The 18,225-nt window shown below is 70.6% G+C and carries 22 protein-coding genes; 8 read left to right on the top strand and 14 right to left on the bottom strand.

All coding sequences use genetic code 11. The features are described 5' to 3' along the window. Positions 1–37: 37 nt before the first annotated feature. From ccsB to ABXS86_RS13885, 7 genes are all read right to left on the bottom strand, one after another. On the bottom strand, positions 38–1,048 hold the full coding sequence (ccsB, locus tag ABXS86_RS13915; RefSeq protein ID WP_307213668.1) for a c-type cytochrome biogenesis protein CcsB: 1,011 nt from the start codon (positions 1,046–1,048) through the stop codon (positions 38–40). 4 nt (positions 1,049–1,052) lie between these two features. After that, entirely contained in the window at positions 1,053–2,723 is a 1,671-nt protein-coding gene (locus ABXS86_RS13910; RefSeq protein ID WP_353664861.1) for a cytochrome c biogenesis protein ResB, read from the bottom strand. A gap of 16 nt (positions 2,724–2,739) precedes the next feature. After that, positions 2,740–3,489 (bottom strand): cytochrome c biogenesis CcdA family protein, encoded by a 750-nt coding sequence (locus ABXS86_RS13905; protein WP_353664860.1) that lies wholly within the window; start codon positions 3,487–3,489, stop codon positions 2,740–2,742. Then, entirely contained in the window at positions 3,486–4,091 is a 606-nt protein-coding gene (locus tag ABXS86_RS13900; protein ID WP_251508397.1) for a TlpA family protein disulfide reductase, read from the bottom strand. The genes ABXS86_RS13905 and ABXS86_RS13900 overlap by 4 nt, the downstream gene beginning before the upstream one ends. Continuing rightward, positions 4,091–4,735 (bottom strand): histidine phosphatase family protein, encoded by a 645-nt coding sequence (locus tag ABXS86_RS13895; protein WP_307213673.1) that lies wholly within the window; start codon positions 4,733–4,735, stop codon positions 4,091–4,093. Before ABXS86_RS13895 ends, ABXS86_RS13900 begins: the two co-directional genes overlap by 1 nt. Positions 4,736–4,811: 76 nt before the next feature. Beyond that, entirely contained in the window at positions 4,812–5,492 is a 681-nt protein-coding gene (locus tag ABXS86_RS13890) for a DedA family protein (protein WP_307214122.1), read from the bottom strand. A 108-nt stretch (positions 5,493–5,600) separates the two neighbouring features. Continuing rightward, entirely contained in the window at positions 5,601–6,083 is a 483-nt protein-coding gene (locus tag ABXS86_RS13885; protein ID WP_307213675.1) for a DUF6264 family protein, read from the bottom strand. Between ABXS86_RS13885 and ABXS86_RS13880 the strand changes: the two genes are divergently transcribed. Genes ABXS86_RS13880 through ABXS86_RS13870 form a run of 3 tightly spaced genes read left to right on the top strand, consistent with a single transcriptional unit; the run spans position 6,059 to position 9,368 of the window. Next, positions 6,059–6,823, top strand: a complete 765-nt coding sequence (locus ABXS86_RS13880; RefSeq protein ID WP_353664858.1) for a hypothetical protein — start codon at positions 6,059–6,061, stop codon at positions 6,821–6,823. The two genes, ABXS86_RS13885 and ABXS86_RS13880, sit on opposite strands and share 25 nt — an antisense overlap. Further along, the gene (locus ABXS86_RS13875) at positions 6,820–8,076 is read left to right on the top strand and encodes an adenosylhomocysteinase (protein ID WP_353664857.1); all 1,257 of its coding nucleotides are present in this window, start codon (positions 6,820–6,822) and stop codon (positions 8,074–8,076) included. Before ABXS86_RS13880 ends, ABXS86_RS13875 begins: the two co-directional genes overlap by 4 nt. Continuing rightward, positions 8,073–9,368 (top strand): amidohydrolase family protein, encoded by a 1,296-nt coding sequence (locus ABXS86_RS13870; protein WP_353664856.1) that lies wholly within the window; start codon positions 8,073–8,075, stop codon positions 9,366–9,368. The genes ABXS86_RS13875 and ABXS86_RS13870 overlap by 4 nt, the downstream gene beginning before the upstream one ends. 82 nt (positions 9,369–9,450) lie before the next feature. Here the strand turns inward: ABXS86_RS13870 and ABXS86_RS13865 are convergent, their stop codons facing one another. After that, positions 9,451–10,440: a nucleoside hydrolase gene (locus ABXS86_RS13865; RefSeq protein WP_353664855.1), complete on the bottom strand. Its 990-nt coding sequence runs from the start codon at positions 10,438–10,440 to the stop codon at positions 9,451–9,453. A gap of 180 nt (positions 10,441–10,620) precedes the next feature. Between ABXS86_RS13865 and ABXS86_RS13860 the strand changes: the two genes are divergently transcribed. From ABXS86_RS13860 to ABXS86_RS13840, 5 genes are all read left to right on the top strand, one after another. Continuing rightward, entirely contained in the window at positions 10,621–11,859 is a 1,239-nt protein-coding gene (locus tag ABXS86_RS13860) for an extracellular solute-binding protein (RefSeq protein WP_353664854.1), read from the top strand. Beyond that, the gene (locus ABXS86_RS13855) at positions 11,856–12,800 is read left to right on the top strand and encodes a carbohydrate ABC transporter permease (RefSeq protein ID WP_353664853.1); all 945 of its coding nucleotides are present in this window, start codon (positions 11,856–11,858) and stop codon (positions 12,798–12,800) included. The genes ABXS86_RS13860 and ABXS86_RS13855 overlap by 4 nt, the downstream gene beginning before the upstream one ends. Next, positions 12,797–13,675, top strand: coding sequence for a carbohydrate ABC transporter permease (locus tag ABXS86_RS13850; RefSeq protein WP_144832409.1), 879 nt, complete (start codon positions 12,797–12,799; stop codon positions 13,673–13,675). Before ABXS86_RS13855 ends, ABXS86_RS13850 begins: the two co-directional genes overlap by 4 nt. 54 nt (positions 13,676–13,729) lie before the next feature. After that, a complete protein-coding gene (gene aspS, locus ABXS86_RS13845; RefSeq protein ID WP_353664852.1) occupies positions 13,730–15,100 on the top strand; it encodes an aspartate--tRNA(Asn) ligase in 1,371 nt (456 codons plus the stop codon). 73 nt (positions 15,101–15,173) lie between these two features. Continuing rightward, positions 15,174–16,265: an ABC transporter ATP-binding protein gene (locus ABXS86_RS13840; RefSeq protein ID WP_353664851.1), complete on the top strand. Its 1,092-nt coding sequence runs from the start codon at positions 15,174–15,176 to the stop codon at positions 16,263–16,265. Here ABXS86_RS13840 and ABXS86_RS13835 read toward each other — a convergent pair. From ABXS86_RS13835 to ABXS86_RS13810, 6 genes are all read right to left on the bottom strand, one after another. Further along, the gene (locus tag ABXS86_RS13835; RefSeq protein WP_144832400.1) at positions 16,253–16,555 is read right to left on the bottom strand and encodes a Dabb family protein; all 303 of its coding nucleotides are present in this window, start codon (positions 16,553–16,555) and stop codon (positions 16,253–16,255) included. The two genes, ABXS86_RS13840 and ABXS86_RS13835, sit on opposite strands and share 13 nt — an antisense overlap. Further along, positions 16,552–16,830, bottom strand: coding sequence for a glutaredoxin family protein (locus ABXS86_RS13830; RefSeq protein ID WP_353664850.1), 279 nt, complete (start codon positions 16,828–16,830; stop codon positions 16,552–16,554). Before ABXS86_RS13830 ends, ABXS86_RS13835 begins: the two co-directional genes overlap by 4 nt. A 48-nt stretch (positions 16,831–16,878) precedes the next feature. Then, a complete protein-coding gene (locus tag ABXS86_RS13825) occupies positions 16,879–17,172 on the bottom strand; it encodes a rhodanese-like domain-containing protein (protein WP_144832394.1) in 294 nt (97 codons plus the stop codon). An 84-nt stretch (positions 17,173–17,256) separates the two neighbouring features. Next, on the bottom strand, positions 17,257–17,355 hold the full coding sequence (locus tag ABXS86_RS13820; protein WP_003792170.1) for a 30S ribosomal protein bS22: 99 nt from the start codon (positions 17,353–17,355) through the stop codon (positions 17,257–17,259). An 83-nt stretch (positions 17,356–17,438) separates the two neighbouring features. After that, entirely contained in the window at positions 17,439–17,630 is a 192-nt protein-coding gene (locus ABXS86_RS13815; RefSeq protein WP_144832390.1) for a helix-turn-helix domain-containing protein, read from the bottom strand. A gap of 139 nt (positions 17,631–17,769) precedes the next feature. Next, the gene (locus tag ABXS86_RS13810; protein WP_144832387.1) at positions 17,770–18,165 is read right to left on the bottom strand and encodes an ArsR/SmtB family transcription factor; all 396 of its coding nucleotides are present in this window, start codon (positions 18,163–18,165) and stop codon (positions 17,770–17,772) included. Between the last annotated feature and the right edge of the window lie 60 nt (positions 18,166–18,225).

The raw sequence follows: 18,225 nt of genomic DNA, 5'->3' as shown, positions 1-18,225 counted from the left end.
CGATGCCGGACGGGCCCTCGAGCACGAAGGCCGCGCGTCAGGTCGTCAGGCCGCTGTACGCGTGCAGGCCCTTGAAGAAGACGTTGACGATCGTGAAGTTGAACAGCACCGCGGTGAAGCCGATGATCGACAGCCAGGCCGAGCGCGTGCCGCGCCAGCCGCGGGTCGCACGGGCGTGGATGTATCCGGCGTAGAGCACCCAGATGACGAAGGTCCAGACTTCCTTGGTGTCGAAGCCCCAGAAGCGGCCCCACGCGTCGTTGGCCCAGATGGATCCGGCGATGAGGGTGAAGGTCCAGAAGATGAAGCCGACGATGGCGAAGCGGTAGGCCAGCGACTCGAGCGCCTCGGCGTTCGGGACGGTACGCAGGAAGCTGCGCTTCGGCTCGGCATCCACGGGGGCGTCGATGAGCTTGCGCTCCCGACGGGTCTGGATGAGCTGCACGACCGACAACCCGAACGCGAGGGCGAACAAGGCGGTCGCGAGGCTCGCGACGAACACGTGCACCACGAGCCACACCGACTTCAGCGGGTCGGCGAGCGGCACGACGTCGACGTGGAACGCCAGCGTCGCGCCACCGAGCAGCAGCACCGCGAGTCCGGTCATGAGCGATCCGAGGAAGCGCAGGTCGTAGCGGGTCAGCACGGCCAGGTACACCGCGATGATCAGCAGCAGGCCCGTCATGGCGAACTCGTACATGTTCGACCACGGCACGCGCTCGGCGGCGATCCCGCGCAGAACGGTCGCGACCAGGTGGAACACGAAGCCGAGCGCCGTCAGCACGGTGCCCAGGCGCGCCCAGAGGTACCGCGGCTTCGACGGAGCGGGGGCGGATGCCGATGACCCGGCCGATGCGGAGATGACTCCCCCGCCGCCCGCGGTCACGAGCTCGCGGGCCACGACCTCGTCTTTCGCCTTGAGCGCGAGATCGCTGCGCCGGGCGAGGTCGATGGCGTAGGCGATGAACGCCAGCACGTAGATGGTGACCGCCGTCCACACCAGGAGGAGGGAGATCTCATCGAGGAGAAGCGGGTCGGTTCCGGTCATGGTGTCAGTCTACTTTTCCGGTGTCGGGGTGGGTCGCAGAAACAACGGCGCCGTGCTTGTCTGCGAGCTGGTCGACGGCGGAGGCCAGCATCGGGTCTTCGCCGCGCGCGAGGCCGGCGTACTCGACGAGCACGGTGTCGCCCTGCGGGGTCGCCTTTACCCACATGCGACGGCGCGGCACGAACAGCGCCGCGAGCAGTCCGAACAGCGCGAGCAGCGCGAATCCGAGCACCCAGGGACCGGCCAGGTCGCGGTGGATCGACAGCGAGGCGAAGCGCTTGACCGACTGCTCGTAGCCCGCGGCGCCCGCAGGGGCCTCGTTCTCGAACGTGATGGTGCCGAGGCCGTTCGGCAGGTCTTCGGTCTGGCCGGGCATGAGCTGCAGCGCCGGGGTGCCGCTGTCGCCGCCGGCGATCTGGGTCATCTTCGAGGGGTCGAGGGTGTAGACCGAGCGCGGGGTGCCGTCGTCGATGCCGAGGTCGCCCTCGTACACGCGCAGCGTCAGCGTCGGGTACTCGAGGCCGCCGTAGGTCGAGGTGAGCGCGCCGGAGTCGAGCACGTCCATCGTCGGGTAGAAAAACCCGAGCAGACCGAGCTGCTGCGGCAGGCCGTCGGCGACCTTGATGACGCCGAGCGAGGTCATGTTGGCGTCCTGCGGCAGGAACGCGATCGAGTCGTGGAAGACCTCTTCGCCGTCGGCGTCGCGGATGGTCACGGTCGGCGCGTAACCGTTGCCGAGCAGGTAGACGCGGTCGCCCTGCACGTCGAGCGGGTGGTTGACGCGCACCTCGCCGTCCTGCGGGTCCTGGCCGGGGGCCTGGGTGGTCACGTGGGCGATGAAGTCGCCGGCCTGGCCCGAGCCGGGCTGGCCGGGCGGCACGTAGCTGACGTCGAACTTGTCGAGCGTGATCGAGTAGGGCGTCAGGGTGTCGCCGCCGACGAAGCGGCCCGGGTTGAACGAGGAGTAGTCGAGCAGGCTGTTGGCGAACGCCTGCCCCTCGACGAGCACGCGCTGGCCCGTGTAGGTGAAGCCGCCGCCGACGCCGACGGCCACGAGCACGCCCACGAGGGCGGCGTGGAAGACGAGGTTTCCGGTCTCACGCAGGTACCCGCGCTCGGCCGACACCGAGAAGGCGCCCCGACCGTCGTAGCGCGCGACGCGGTAGCCGCTCTTGCGCAGCTGCGTGGCGGCGCTCTCGACGGCGGCTGCCGCCGCGGCATCCGCGTCGCCCTCCACGGAGAACGAACGCTCGCGGTGGTCGTCGAGGCGCGACAGGCGGGCGGGCGTGCGCGGGGGCTGCGAGCGCAGCGCCTTCCAGTGGTGCTTGGTGCGCGGCAGCACGCAGCCGATCAGCGAGATGAACAGCAGCAGGTAGATGGCCGAGAACCACGGCGAGCTGTACACGTCGAACAGGCTGAGCTTGTCGAGCACCGGCGCGAGGTCGGGGTTGTCGGTGAAGTACTGCGTGACGCCGTTCGGGTCGGCGGTGCGCTGCGGCACGAGCGAGCCGGGGACGGCGGCGATCGCGAGCAGGAGCAGCAGCACGAGCGCGGTGCGCATGCTCGTCAGCTGTCGCCATCCCCAGCGCAGCCATCCGACGCCACCGAGGCGCGGCTGGGTGATCTCCTGGCCGTCGCCGTCGGCGTGGTCGGACGGACGCAGCGGGTCGGTCATGGTGTTGTTCCCTCGATCAGAGCGGGAGCTGGACACTGCGGATCACCCCCTGCAACACGGACATCCACTGGCCCCAGAGGCCGGTCACCATGAGCAGACCCAGCACGATGAGCAGCGATCCGCCGATCAGGTTGACGAGGCGGATGTGCTTGCGGACGAACGACACCGACTTCGTCGCCCACCCGAGGCCGAGGGCCAGGAGGACGAACGGGATGCCGAGACCCAGCGAGTACGCGAGTCCGAGCAGCGCCGCGCGCCCGGGGTCGCCGAGGTTGTACGACACCGACAGGATCGCGGTCAGCGTCGGGCCGATGCAAGGCGTCCACCCGATGCCGAGCGCGATGCCCAGCAGCGGGGCGCCGATCAGTCCGAGGTTCGCGCGGGACTGCATGCGCACAGACCTCTGCGCGAGGCCGAACAGGCCGATGAACACGAGGCCCATGAGGATGATGACGACGCCCATCACGCGCGTGATGATGTCGGCGTACTCGATGAAGAAGCGTCCGAGCGTGCCGCCCAGCACGTTGATGGCCATGAAGACGACCGTGAAGCCGGCGATGAACAGCAGGGTTCCGCCGAGCAGTCGCCCGCGCCCGGGGGCGGATGCCGAAGACCCGCGCGGCGCGACAGCACCGCCGATGTAGCCGAGGTAGCCCGGCACGAGCGGCAGCACGCAGGGAGACAGGAACGAGATGAGACCCGCGGCGAGCGCGATGGGTACGGCCACCCAGAGGGCCCCGTCGAAGACGAGGGCGCCCGGGTTCACGCGTTCTCCGCGACCAGCGTGCGCACGATCGCCTCGAGGATCGAGGCCTCGGGCAGTTCGCCGACGATGCGCGCGGCGACGCGGCCCTGCTTGTCGAGCACGAGGGTCGTGGGGGTGGCGTTCAGCGGGGTCGCCTCGTTGAACGCGAGCTTGAGCTGGGCGTCGCCGACGGCCATGGCGCTCGAGTACGACACTCCGTGATCGCGCGCGAACGACAGCGCGGTGGCGGGCTGGTCGTAGGTGTTGATGCCGAGGAACGACACGTCCTGGCCCTGGAACGTCTGGTAGGCCTGCTCGAGGCGCGGGGCCTCGATGATGCACGGGCCGCACGTGGCGTACCAGAAGTTGACCACGAGCACCTTGCCGGCGAAGTCGGAGCTCGACACCGCGGACCCGTTGTCGAGGGTCCCCTCGAACGCGATCGGGTCGGTGCGGTTCTCGGGCGCGATCTCGGTGGTCTGGAACCCGTTGGCGGCGATGTAGCCCTTGTTGTCGCCCGCGCGGTACTGGTCGGCCAGCGGGTCGGCGGTGCAGGCGGACAGCCCCACGATCAGGGCCGCCGCGGCGGCGAGGGCTCCGGCGGCGGTGAGGATTCGGCGCATCAAACTGCTCCTACGTCGACGGCTCCGGCCGTGGCGGCCGGCTCGGCGTACGCCACCTCGACCCAGCGCGCCGAGCCGTCGGCGCCGTCTCGCCGTTCGAAGCTCGTCACGCTCGACAGCGCGCAGCGGCGCTTGCGGGGGTCGTGGCGGGTGGGCTGGTGGGACAGGGCGAGGTGGGTGACCCAGATGGGCAGCTGGTGCGAGACCACGACGACGTCACCGCCGTCGACCCGCTCCCACGCGTCGGCCATGGCGGCGGTCATGCGCGCCACGATGTTGTCGTAGGGCTCACCCCAGCTCGGCACGGCGGGGCGGCTCAGATGCCGCCAGTTGAGCGGGTTCGCGAGCGCCTGCTTCATGCGGCGCCCCTCGAACACGTTCGTGGGCTCGATGACCCGGTCGTCGATGAAGGGCTCGATGCCGAACAGCTCGACGAAGGGGGCCGCCGACTCGCGGGTGCGCTGCAGCGGCGAGACGACGAGTGCCGACACGGGCCGCTCGAGGCCGTGCACGTAGTCCGCGGACTGGCGGGCCATGCGGCGTCCGTCGACGCTCAGGCCGAAGCCGGGGAGCCGACCGTAGAGCACGCGACGGGGGTTGTGAACCTCTCCGTGGCGCACGAGATGGAGGCGGTCGGCGGGCACGAGCCCAGTCTACGGGCGGGTTCTGTGGTCTGACTGAGTCCGGATGCCGGATGCCTCGACGTGGAGATAACCCCGTTCAGGCGTCTTTCCGGGCCGCGAGGAGCGAGCGCACCCGCGAGTACAGGAACCACGCGACCCCGATGCCGACGGCGGCGATGACGACGTACTGCAGGATCGAGGCGTACTCCTCGACGATGTGCCAGTTCTCACCCAGCAGGTAGCCCGCGAGCACGAAGATCGTGTTCCAGACCAGGCTGCCCGCACCGGTGAGCAGGCCGAAGCGCCACATCGGCATCTTGGCCACGCCCGCGGGGATCGAGATGAGGCTGCGGAAGATCGGGATCATGCGCCCGAAGAAGACCGCCTTGCCGCCGTGCCGCTCGAACCACGCGACGGTGCGGTCGACGTCTTCGGGGTGCAGCAGCGGCATCTTGGCGGCGAACGCCCGCAGTCGCGCGGCGCCGAGCCACCGACCGAGGCCGTAGAGCATGAACGCGCCCACGACCGAGCCGAGAGTGGTCCACAGCAGCGCCTCGAAGAGCGTGAACGATCCGCGGCTGGCCGTCAGTCCCGCCATCGGGAGCACGACCTCGCTGGGCAGCGGGGGGAAGAGGTTCTCGAGCGCGATCGCCACTCCGGCACCGACCGGGCCGATGACCTCCATCAGCGAGACGGTCCAGTCGGCCAGCGAGGTGAGCCACGACTGGCCCTCGGGCGAGCCGGAGCTCGATCTCACGGGGGTCAGGGTGAGGGTCATGTCGGTCATCGGGTGCCTTCGCGCTCGGTGATCGGCCGCCCGTGCGGGCGCCCAGTGCCAGGCTACGGGCCCGTCACCGCGCGATCCTGGGGGTTGCCCCCGAGCGGTTCAGGATGCCGAGACCCCGGCGCCGACGAGGGCGGCGGCGACGAACCACACGGCGACCATGGCCACGGCCGCCACCAGCGGCACCCAGAAGGCGAGGCGATGGCGCACGAGGCGGATGATCGCGACGATCACGCCGATGAGGAGGACGACCCACGGCGAGACCACGGCGATCCAGAACCCGGCATTCATGAGATCGGTGTCGCAGGTGGCACCGCTGCAGGCGTCGGAGGCGAAGGCGAGCAGCACCCCCGCGTAGGAGGCGCCCAGCGCCAGCAGGGGCAACAGCACCAGCAGCGCGATCGTGATGGCGACGTCCCACGGTCGTCCCGCGCGGGCCCGCGGTTCGGGGCTCAGCGTGCGGAACGACTCCGGGGGGAGCGAGTACGTCACGAGCGACATCTTAGGGACGCGGCGTCGTGAATTCGCGCCGAACGGGGTTCGCGCCCTACGTTCGAGCCGTGTCGTCCACTCATCCCGCTCCACCCAACGGGCTCGCCGACGCTCTGCCCGCCACCCGCCGCCTGCTCGCGGCGCCCTCCCCCTCCGCCCGCCCCCTCTCGTACGGCGGCAGCCTCCCCGGGCTCTCCCCGAGCTGGCGCTCCGCCCTGCGCGACGAGCTGGGCCTCGAGGTCGCGTACGACGAGAACGCGGTCGATCCGCTTTCGTCGCGCGTGTTCGACGTCGTCTACAGCCGTCTCCGCGCGGAGCAGGTGGTGCTCGCCCTCTCGGCCCGCACGAACCTCACCCTCGCCGGCAGCACGGTCCGCATCGTCGGCGACTCCTCCCTCGCCACCGCGCTGACGGCGCTTCTCCGCCGCCTCGGCGCGAGCGTCGTGCGCTCCACCGACGACCCCGTCGAGCGGCTGACCGCGACGCTCGACGGCGTGCGCGTCGAGGACGTGGCGGCGGCGACGTCGGGCTCCACCCACTCCGCGATCCTCACCGGGGTCGGCCACGACGCCCTCGGCGTCGACGACGTCGCGGGGCTCGTGGCCGATGCCTCACCCCGGCCGGTCGACGCCTCCCCCGCTCCCTCGCCGCGCCCCTTCGTGCGCACGACGTCGAAAGGATCGCTCGTCGAGATGCCCTCTCCCCTGCCCGTCGACGGCGCCTCGCCCACGAGCGCGCAGCGCCGGATCCTCGACGCACTGATCGCGGCCCTGGTCGTCGACGGCGGCCCCGACGATCCCCGCGGCGTCTACGCCCGGGCGGTGACCCCGTGACCGGCCGTATCGCCGACGCCTCGCTGTGGCGTGCGGGCCTCGACCGCATCGAGTGGGCGCGCGCGCACATGCCCGTCACCTCGGCCCTCGCCGCACGTCTCGCGAGCGAGGGGACGGTCGCCGGCATCCGGATCGGGGTGTCCGACGTGCTCGAGCCGAAGACCGCGACCGTCGCGCTTGCCCTCGCCGAGGCCGGCGCCGAGGTGACCGTCACCTCCGCGGGCCGCAACACCGACGACGCCGTCGCCGCCGCCCTCGCGCACGCCGGTCTCCCCGTGTACGCCCGGGCCGACGCCGAGCGCGCCGAGGATCGGGCGAACGCCCTCGCCCTCATCGATCACCGGCCGCAGGTGATCGTCGACGACGGCGCCTCGACCATCCGCCTCGCCCACCTCGAGCGTCCCGACGTGGTCGCCGAGATGCGCGGCGCGACCGAGCAGACCACCTCGGGGGTCCGACCGCTGCGGCGCATGCAGGCCGACGGCGCGCTGCGCATCCCGGTCGTCGCCGCGAACGACGCCCGCTCGAAGTCGCTGTTCGACAACATGCACGGGACCGGCCAGTCGGTCGTGTTCGCCGTCGCCGACGTGGCCGACCGATCGCTGCGCGGGGCCACGGTCGTGGTGGTCGGCTACGGGCGCGTCGGCACGGGGATCGCGCAGCACTGCGCGGCCCTCGGCGCGCGCGTCGTGGTGACCGAGACCGACGCGGTGGCGGCCCTGCAGGCGGCATTCGCCGGGTACGAGGTGCGCCCGCTCGCCGAGGCCGTACGCCGCGCCGACATCGTCATCTCGGCCACCGGCATCCGGCACACGATCGACGTCGCCCATCTCGACGCGCTGCCCGACGGGGCGATTGTCGCCGTCGGCGGCGGCGTGGGGCAGGAGATCGCGCTCGACGCCGCTCGCGCCGCGGGGGCCGTCGAGATCTCGCGCGACGCCGCGGTGTCGGTGCTGCGGATGCCGAGCGGCACCCGGGTGCGCGTGCTCGACGACGGCAACTGCCTGAACGTCAGCGCGGCCGAGGGCAACCCGGTCGAGATCATGGACCTGTCGTTCGGCGTGCAGCTCGCCTCGGTCGCGCACCTGCTGGTCACCCCCGATCTCGCCCCCGGCGTGCACGAACTCCCGCGCGCGGCCGATGACGAAGTGGCGGCGATCGCCCTCGGCTCGTTCGGCGGCGCCCTCGACGTGCCCTCCGCGGCGCAGACGGCGTTCCTGGCGGCGTGGAACCCCGAGGACGGCGACGAGTGAGCATCGAGGTCCACCGGGCGCCGGTCGTCCTCTCGGCCGGGCGCCCCGCACTCGTCGACGGGGCGGTGGCCGTGGCCGGGGGCCGCATCGTCGCCGTGGGCACCGCCGACGAGGTGCTGGCCGAGCTCGACCCGGCGGCGACCCGCATCCGCGAGCACCGCGGCGCCCTCACCCCGGGGCTCGTCAACGCGCACACGCACCTGCAGTACACCGACATGGCCGAGGTCGGCAGTGCCCAGCACGCCGGCTTCGAGTCGTGGATGAGCGCCTTCATGTCCCTCTACCCCCTGCCGCGCGATTGGAGCGCCTCGGCTGCCGCGGGCGCGGCCCTCGCTCTGCGTTCGGGGACGACCTCGGTCGCCGAGATCGTGACGGATGCCGCGGCCGGAAGCGCCGTGCACGACGCGGGTCTGCACGGCGTGGCGTTCTGGGAGGTCCTCGGCTACACCGATCGCACGTGGGCGGAGGGAGGCGAGGAGCGCGTACGGGCCCAGCTCTCGGCGCTCCCCTCCCCGCCCGCGACGGGTCTGTCGCCCCACGCGGTCTACTCCCTCGACACCGGGGTGATCCGCGAGCTCTCCCGCCTGTCCGCCGAGCTCGGCGCGCGCCAGCACATCCACGCCGCGGAGTCGGCGTGGGAGGACGCGTACGTGCGCTCGGGCACCGGCGACCTCGCCGAGCGCTGGCGCGCCAACGGCCGCGGCGAGTTCGCCCTGCTGCAGGGCGGTGGCGTGGGTACGGGCGTCATCGGCTACCTCGACGGCCTGGGCGCGTTGGGCCCGACGACCCATCTCGCGCACGGCATCTACGTCGACGCCGACGATCGCGCCCTGCTCCGCGCGCGCGGCGTCAGCGTGGCGCTCTGCCCGCGCTCCAACCGGGTGATCGGCCTCGACGCGCCGCCCGTGGCGGCCTACCTCCGCGAGGGCAACGCGATCGCCGTCGGCACCGACTCGCTGTCGTCGTCGCCGAGCCTGTCGATCTGGCACGACGTCGCCGCGCTCCACGACATCGCCCGCGACCAGGGCTATGCCGACGACGACCTGCACGAGCGCCTCTTCGCCGCGGCCACCTCGGGCGGCGCGCACGCCCTGGGTCTCGACGACACCGGCGTGCTGCGTCCCGACGCGCGGGCCGACCTGGCGGTGTTCGACGTGTCGAGCACCAATCCCCGCGACGCGCTCGTCGAGCTCGTCGAATCGGGTCCCGCCGAGGCGTCACTGACCGTCGTCGGCGGAGAGATCCGCTGGGCGGGCCTTGCCGCGCACGAACGGGCCACCGCCCGGGTCTGAGCGCCGTGATCCGACGGATGCCCGTCGACACGGCATCCGGGATCTGCTCCGACAGGAGGTTCCGGATGCCGCGTCGCCGGGGTCAGGCGCGCGGAGCCGGTCCGCTCGAGAGCGCGTCGACGAACACGCGAAGGAACGCCGTGCGATCGAACGAGGTCACCGCGCGGACGGTCGACCCCTCGGGCGTCCCCCACACCAGCGGAAGACCGTCAGCGGTGAGGGCGATGCGGGTCGCGAGCGAACCGCCGTACGGCGTGTAGTCGACGGGCCCGTCGATCCAGCCGGTCACGATCTCGGGGCGGTGCAGCACGACCGTGGCCAGGCCGTCGTGGGCGGACGAGATCCGCCGGCCCCACTTGTACTGGTAGAAGTCGTTGTAGGCGTCGAGCACCTCGCCGGCGAAGCTCGCCCAGGGCGTGCCCTTCCCGCGCAGCACCGCCAGCACGTGCTCGTCGAGGATCGCGGTCGCGGTGACGTTGACGCCCACCATGACGACGTTGCCGGCATTGCGCGCCCCGAAGACGATCTCGGCGGCGCGGCGATCGTTCGCCGTGTTGGCGTCGGTCAGTGTGGCGCCGCCCGGAGCGGGGTACGGACCCGCCCCGCCCATGATGACGACCGAGCGGTACTTCAGAAACAGATCGGGGTCGCGCTCGAGAGCGCGGGCGATGTTGGTCAGGGGACCGAGCGGGTGCAGGTCGACCTCGCCCGGGTTCTCCGCGGCGATGCGCACGATGGCGTCGACCGCGCTCTCGTCCTCGACGCGCAGCTCGGCCCGCTCGAAGCGGTCGCCCAGCCCGTCGGTGCCGTGCACGAAGTCGGCGATCGACGCTTCGCCCTCCAGCGGCGCGGCCTCGCCCAGGTGCAGCGGGATGTCCTCGCGGTCGGCCAGACGCAGCACCGTGCGGACGTTGCGGGCCGAGTCCTCGACGGGCGTGTTGCCGTAGATCGTCGTGATCGCCTCGATCTCGACGTCGGGCTGCGCCAGCAGGTACATGAGCGAGTGGGCGTCGTCGAGGCCGGTATCGGTGTCGACGACGACGCGGCGGACGGAGGAGGGGACGGATGCCATGCACTCACCCTGCCAAGTCGGCGGCGGCGACACGGCGTGGTGTTACATCGCGTGACACGTCTGTTCCCTGTTCGTCACGTCAACACTCCACAGTGGGGGGTGATGCGGGCGGCACCGGCCCGCACCCTCCTCACCACAGGTCGAACGACGCCCCCCAACGTCGTCGGGAACGGACACACCATGGCTTCCTCGTCTCAGCGGCTGCGACGTCTCGCGCTGCCCGCGGTCGGTCTGACCGCCGCCCTCGCCCTCACCGCCTGCGCCGGCGGCCAGGCGGCCCCCGTGTCCAGCGACGGATTCAAGGGCGTCCAGCTCACCGTCTGGAACAACATCGACTTCGAGCCCTACCAGAGCCTGCAGAAGGGCTACTTCGAGTCGTGCGCCGCCGACCTCGGCATCACCGTCGACGTGCAGACGCAGTCGGGCGACTACACCACGAAGCTCCTGCAGGCGGCCGGCGCCAAGGCGCTGCCCGACGTCGCGATCCTCTCCACCGACACGCAGCTGCCCCAGCTCGCCTCGCAGGGGGTCCTGGCCGATCTCAGCCAGTACGACGTCACCACCGACGGCCTCGCCGACAGCGCCGCCGACCTCGGCCGCTACGACGGCACCCTGTACGGCCTGCCCGTGCAGGTCGAGGACTACGCGATCTTCTACAACAAGGCCGCGTTCGCGGCGGCGGGTGTGCCCGAGACCGCCCCGAAGACCTTCGACGACCTGGTGTCGCTCGCGGGTTCGCTCACCACCGGCTCGCAGAAGGGCATCGTGCTGCCGGGCATCGGCGGCGACGGCTCGACGCCGGTCTACTTCCTGCCCTTCCTGCTCTCCGCGGGCGGAGACCCCGCCGACCCGACCGGCGCCGGCGCCGTCGAGGCGGTCGACCTCTACAAGAACCTCGTGGGCAACGGCTCGCTGTCGTCCGAGTTCGTCAACTGGGGCTGGGAGTCCATCGACCAGTGGACCTCGGGTGCCGCAGCGATGACGGTCTCGGGTCCCTGGAACCTCGTCGACACCTCGATCCCCTTCGAGTGGGGCACCTTCCCGTTCCCGACCGCGAAGAGCGGCGAGTCGCCGAAGGTGAACCTGCTCGGATACGCCTACGGCGTCGCCACCAACGCCGACGCGCAGAAGGAGGCCGCCGCCGCGGCCCTCGTGAAGTGCCGCGCCTCGGAGGAGAACCAGATCGACACCGCCGTCCAGGGCGGCTACATCCCCGCGCTCAAGAGCGCGCAGGATGCCTTCGTCGAGAAGGTCCCCGCGGCCGCCCCGTTCGTCGACGCGGTCGACGGCGCCTACAACTCCGCACAGCTGGGCACCGAATGGAACACGCTGCAGCAGCAATACGTCGACGCGATCCAGAGCGCGACGGTCGGCGGGCAGACCGCCCAGGCCGCACTGGAGCAGGCCAGCGGCAAGTGACGGCCCACACCATCTCGACCGGCCGGTCGGGGGCACCCGCCCCCGGCCGGTTCCGGCGTTCGCTGGCCGCCCGCCGGCGGGGCGAGCTGTGGGGGTTCCTGACCCCCGCGCTGGTCTTCTTCGTCGTGTTCTTCCTGTTCCCGCTCGGGTACGGCGTCTACATGAGCACGACGAACTTCACCACCGGCACCTTCATCACGGGGCGCGCGCCCTTCGTGGGCACGGCGAACTTCGAGGCCGTGCTGACCGAGCCCATCACCTTCCGCGCGCTCGCCAACACCCTGACCATCACGCTCGTCTCGGTCGCCGTCGAGCTGGTGCTGGGTCTGCTGCTGGCTCTGCTGTTCGCCCGCAGCTTCCCGGGCAGCCGGTGGCTGCCGACGCTCATCCTTCTGCCGTGGCTGCTGCCGGCCGTGGTCGTGGCCACGGTGTGGAAGTCACTGCTGGCCGGTGACGGCCCCATCAACGACGTGCTCGGTGCGCTCGGCCTGCCCGTTCAGGCATGGCTCGCGAATCCGGCGACGGCGCTGCCGTCGGTCATCGTCGTGGCCGTCTGGGCGAGCCTCCCCTACTGGGCGACGATCCTCGGCGCCGCCCTCAAGCAGGTCCCCGCCGAACAGCTCGAAGCCGCCCAGCTCGACGGCGCCGGCGCGTGGCGACGGTTGACCGCGATCGTGCTGCCGACGATCTGGCCCGTCATCTCGGTTCTCGTCGTGATGAGCGTGGTCTACACCCTGCTGATCGTCGACCTCGTGCTCGTGCTCACCGCGGGCGGTCCCGCTAACAGCACCGTGACCCTGGGCCTGCTCTCCTACCGGCAGGCTTTCCAGCAGTTCCAGTTCGGTCTCGGCGGCGCGTACGGCATGCTCCTGCTGGGGATCAGCGTGGTGTTCGCGATCGTCTACACCGTGATGTCGATGCGTCGGGAGCGCGAAGAATGACCGCCACCCTTCCCTCCGCGCCCGCCGTGGTCGCCCCGGCATCCGCCCCTCCCGTCGCGCGACGTCGCCGGCGCCGCGGATGGATGTGGACCCTCGTCACCATCGCCGTTCTGGTGGTCTACCTCTTCCCCGTGTACTGGATGGTCTCGGCCTCGCTGCAGCCCTCCGCCAACTCGGCGGACACGCAGTGGTTCCCCACGGCTCCCGGCCTCGGGGGATACGAGAAGGCTCTCGACGACGCGGGCATCGGCGGCCTCCGCGTCACCACCCTCGTCTCGCTCGGCTCGGTGCTGGTCACCCTGCTGGTCTCGATCCCGGCGGCTTACGCGCTCAGCCGGCTGCGCTCGCGGGCGGTGAGCATCGCGCTCATCCTGCTGCTGCTGGCGCAGATGATCCCGAGCGTGGTGCTGGCCACCTCGTTCTACGCGATGTTCAACTCGTGGGGACTTCTCAACACCTTCATCGGTCTGATCCTGGCGAACTCGACCGCGGGAGTCCCCTTCGCCGTCATCGTCATGCGCGCGTTCATGCTGCGCCTCGACACCGAGGTGCTCGAGGCGGCGACCGTCGACGGACTCGGGCCGTTCGGAACGCTCTGGCGCATCGTCGTGCCCCTCTCGCGCAACGCGATCGTGACAGCGGGCGTCTTCGCGTTCCTCTTCAGCTGGGGCGATCTGCTGTTCGGACTGACCCTGGTCAACCGCAACGAGATGTACCCGATGTCGGTGCTCATCCTCGCGCTGTCGAACTCCAACCTGAACACGTGGGCGGCCACGATGGCGGCCTCGCTCATCGCCAGCCTCCCCGCGCTCGTGGTGATCCTCGCCGCGCAGCGGCACGTCAAAGCGGGCCTCACCGCCGGCGCCGGGCGCTGAGGCGTTCGCCCGGTCGTGGGGACCGGGCCGCGCCCGCACGTAGACTGGTCAACCGTGAGCGAACGCGTCCTGGTCAACCAGTTGAAGTCCCTGCCCGCCGGCCCCGTCGAGGTGTCGGGATGGGTCGAAACCGTGCGCGATCAGAAGAAGGTGCAGTTCGTCGTCCTGCGCGACGAGACCGGCGCCGTGCAGCTGGTCAACCCCGCGACGCGGCCTTCAGACCCTTCGACAGGCTCAGGGACCGACCCTTCGGCAGGCTCAGGGACCGATGAGGCCGCCCTGGCCCTCACCGAGACGATCGGTGCCCTCTCGACGGGCACGTTCCTGACCGTGCGCGGCGAGCTCAAGCACGACGAGCGCGTGAAGCTCGGCGGCGTCGAGATCAAGGTGGGCGAGCTCGTGATCGCGGCCGCCGCGAACCCCGAGACCCCCATCGCGGCCGACAGCAGCCCCGACAAGCGCATGGACTGGCGCTTCATCGACCTGCGTCAGCGTCGCAACAACCTCATCTTCCGCGTGCAGACCACGCTCGAGCACGCCATGCGCACCTACTGGGTCGAGCGCGACTACATCGAGGTGCACTCCCCCAAGCTGATGGCCTCGCCCTCCGAGTCCAACGCCGAGCTGTTCGAGGTGCCCTACTTCGAAGACAAGACGGCCTACCTCGCGCAGAGCCCGCAGTTCTTCAAGCAGATGGCTCAGGTCGCGGGCTTCGGCAAGATCTTCGAGATCGCCCCCGCGTTCCGCGCCGACCCGTCGTTCACGAGCCGCCACGCCACCGAGTTCACCTCGATCGACGCCGAGATCAGCTGGATCGACTCGCACGAAGACGTCGCGCGCATGCAGGAGGAGCTCATCGCGACCGCGTTCCAGGCGGTCGCCGACAAGCACGGCGCCGAGATCCAGGAGCTCTTCGGCATCGAGGTGCATGTGCCCGCGCTCCCGTTCCCGCGCATCCCCCTCGCCGAGGCACGCGAGATCGTCGCCGCGCGCGGCTACGACATCCCCCGCACCGACGGCGACCTCGACCCCGAGGGCGAACGTCAGATCGCCGCGCACGTGGCCGAGACCTTCGGTCACCAGTTCGTCTTCATCACCGACTACCACCCCGAGATCCGCGCGTTCTACCACATGCGCGACGAGGAGACCGGGCTCACCAAGTCGTACGACCTGCTGTTCAACGGCGTCGAGATCACCACGGGCGCCCAGCGCGAGCACCGCGTCGAGGTGCTGATCGAGCAGGCCAAGGAGAAGGGTCTCGACCCCGAGCACCTCGACTTCTACCTCGACTTCTTCCGCTTCGGCGCCCCGCCGCACGGCGGATTCGGCATGGGACTCGCACGCGTGCTCATGCTCATGCTGGGCGAGTCGTCGATCCGCGAGGTCACCTACCTCTTCCGCGGACCGACGCGTCTCGCTCCGTAAGGTTCGAGCGAGCGACGCCCGGGGTTCACCCCCCGGGCGTTCTGCTGTCATCCGCGGTTTCTAGCGTGCGTTCATGGTCGCTCTCATCCCCGTGGATCCTTGGTCGTCCGCGGATGCCGCGCCCGCGCCGGGCTGGACGATCACGCTGAGCGGAGTGCGCCGCGAGCGGGCAGGCTCGGTCATCCTGAGCGACGTCGATCTCGAGGTGGGTCCGGGGCGCATCGTGGCACTCGTCGGTGCGTCGGGCTGCGGCGCGTCGACGCTGCTGCGCCTGGTGACGGGGGCCGAGCGTCCGGATGCCGGCACCATCACCGTCGACGGACGGTCGGGGGCGGCTGCTCCCCGGGTGGCCGAGGTGCGCGATCGTACGAGCGTCGCCCGTTTCGGTCGCGTTCGTGCGGCCATCGTGAGCGCGGCCCGCCAGGCGGGATCTCCGGATGCCGAGCGCGAGGCCGATCGCCTGTGCGCGCTCGTGGGGCTGACCTCGACCGCGAAGCCGGTGAGCAGACTCAGCCATGGTGACCGTCAGCGATGGGCTGTGGCGCGCGCCCTCGCCTCGCGCCCGCGCGCCCTCGTGCTCGACGATGCCCTCGCGGCACTGCACACCACTGCCCGCGCCGAACTGCGCGATCGACTCGCCCGCGAACTGCGCGAACGCGGCGTCACGACGCTGTGGGCGACGCGCGACACCACGGAGGCGGCGGCCGTGGCCGACGATCTCGTCGTCATGGCGCAGGGGCGCGTCGTGGCATCCGGATCCCCCGACGAGGTCTTCGCGCGGGTCGGCGACGCCGCCGTGGCCGAGGTGCTCGGTCCGGTCAGCGCGGTGCCCGGGATCGTCGAGGGCGTGGTCGTGGAGGTCTGGGGCCAGCACCTTCCGCTCGCCGCGGCCGCGCACGACGGGCACTGCGAGGTCGTCGTCCGCCCCGAACACGTCGTGCTCGTGGGGCCGGACGCCCCGGGCGTCGACGCGGTGGTCGAAGAGACGACGTTCCTGGGCAGCGTGCGTCGCTCGACCGTGCTCACCGCAGACGGAAGCCGCGTGGTCGTCGAACACGCGCCCGAGCGCCGGCTCGACGATCACGACGCGGTGCGCATCGCCCTCGCCGCGGTGCCCGCGACGGTGAAGCCGCTCGACGCGAGCGGACCGAGTCAGGCCGGGTAGTCGACCGAGGAGCGCTCGGCGACCACGGAGCGGATGAATCCCGCGGCCTCCTGATGCGCGGGGTGCACCTGGTAACGCTCGAGAGCCTCGACGTCGGCGAACTCGCTGACGAGCGCGACATCCCAGTTGGACTGCGGGTAGGCGACGTTGCGGCCGACCTCGATGTGGTCGATCTCGGTCACGACGCCTTTCAGGGCGAGAAGTCGCTCCGCGATCTGCTCGGCGTGCAGGGCACGCGTGTCGGCGTCGTCCGCCGCGAGCTTCCAGAGGACGATGTGACGGATGCTCACGCGGAGGCTCCTTCGAAATCGGCCGCCAGGAGGGCGGCACGCAGACGGTCGGCCGACACGCGCCAGTGCGCGTGCAGCTCGCCGTCGATGAGGACGACGGGGATCTTCTCCCACCACGTCGAGAACAGCTCGGTGTCATCGGCGATCGAGGCCTGCTCGATCGTGATGCGGTCGGCCACCTCGACCGGGAGGTCGTCGACGACGGACTCGACGATCTGCTCGGCGACATCGCAGAGATGGCAGTCGGGCTTGCCGATGAGCGTGAGGGTGGTCACGCCGTCCATCCTATGAGGCGCATGCGAGCCGGGGCGGAGCCCACGACGTCAGGACTCGACGTCGTAGCCCGCCGCGATCCAGTCGCCCGTGCCGCCCTCGACGTTGGTGGCGTCGTGGCCGCGCGCCGTGAGGGCCTCGACGACGCGCGCCGAGCGCCCGCCCGCCTGGCAGATCACGTCGAACGGCTCGCCCGGCAGTTCGTCGAGGTGCTCGCCGATCGTCGACATCGGCAGGTTCACGGCACCGGGCACGTGGCCCGCCGCGAACTCGTGCTCCTCGCGCACGTCGATGAGGGGACGCTCGCGCCCCGCGTGCAGATCGTGGACGGAGATGGACTGCATGGCTTCCTCCGAAAGAGAACGAACGGGCACGGCGGATACACGAAGCGCCCGTCGCTTCGGACAGGCGCTCGGTGTGGTGGCCGCTTACTTCTTGTTGCGGCGCTGGTGACGAGTCTTGCGAAGCAGCTTGCGGTGCTTCTTCTTCGCCATGCGCTTACGGCGCTTCTTGATGACAGAACCCACGGAAAACCTCACTAAGTCGGGGTCTGGGTGCCGATGTCGGCGCCCGGGAACACTAGGCGTTTGGAAAAAAGCCTCGGATCAGTCTAGCCGACGTCGGACACCGGTCGTTGCACAGCCTCCACGACCGCCGACTCGGGCACGCGATAACTGCGTCCGAAGCGCACAGCGGGCAGTTCTCCGGCGTGGACAAGGCGATAGACCGTCATCTTCGACACGCGCATGAGATCGGCCACCTCAGCGACCGTCAGAAACCGCACGTCGGGCAGCTCGGCCATCGTTCACCTCATATTCCGGGTGAACTCACCCTCCTGATGCTGACCCACACTCTAGGGTCTGCGTGCGACGGCTGTAAACCTATGGGCACGCTGTGACGAAAGTGCAATGTGGGACGCGGGGAGCCGGCATCCGGAGCTGTCATCTGCCCGGGAGTTTGCGCAGCGCCGTCGAGAACGAATGCTTGACCGACGCCGCGGCCCGACCCACCACTTCGGCGGCGTGCATCGCCGACTCCGGAAGAGCCGGTTCGTTCTCTTCATCGATGGAGAAGAAGGGCACGAGCCAGTCGTCCACCTCGTCGAGGGGAGCGACGGCCAGGCTGTAGTAGCGGTGCTGGCCCTCTTCGCGCACCGACACCAGCTCGGCCTCGCGCAGCACCTTGAGGTGCTTCGACACGGTCGGCTGGCTGACCCCCAGCGATGCCACGATCTGCGAGACGCTCGTGCCCCGCTCGCCACCGGTCGCCCGGTCGAGAAGCAACTGAAGGATGTCGCGACGCGTTCCGTCAGCGATCACGTCGAAGATGTCCGCCATGGCATCAGATTAGCGGCGCCCCGGCCCGAGTACCATGATTCGGGTTCGGACACCGAAGGG

Source organism: Microbacterium sp. che218 (genome assembly GCF_040436305.1).
Lineage (GTDB): Bacteria > Actinomycetota > Actinomycetes > Actinomycetales > Microbacteriaceae > Microbacterium > Microbacterium algihabitans.
Note: the sequence above shows the minus strand (reverse complement) of the source record. Positions and strands in the feature narration are given on the sequence as shown.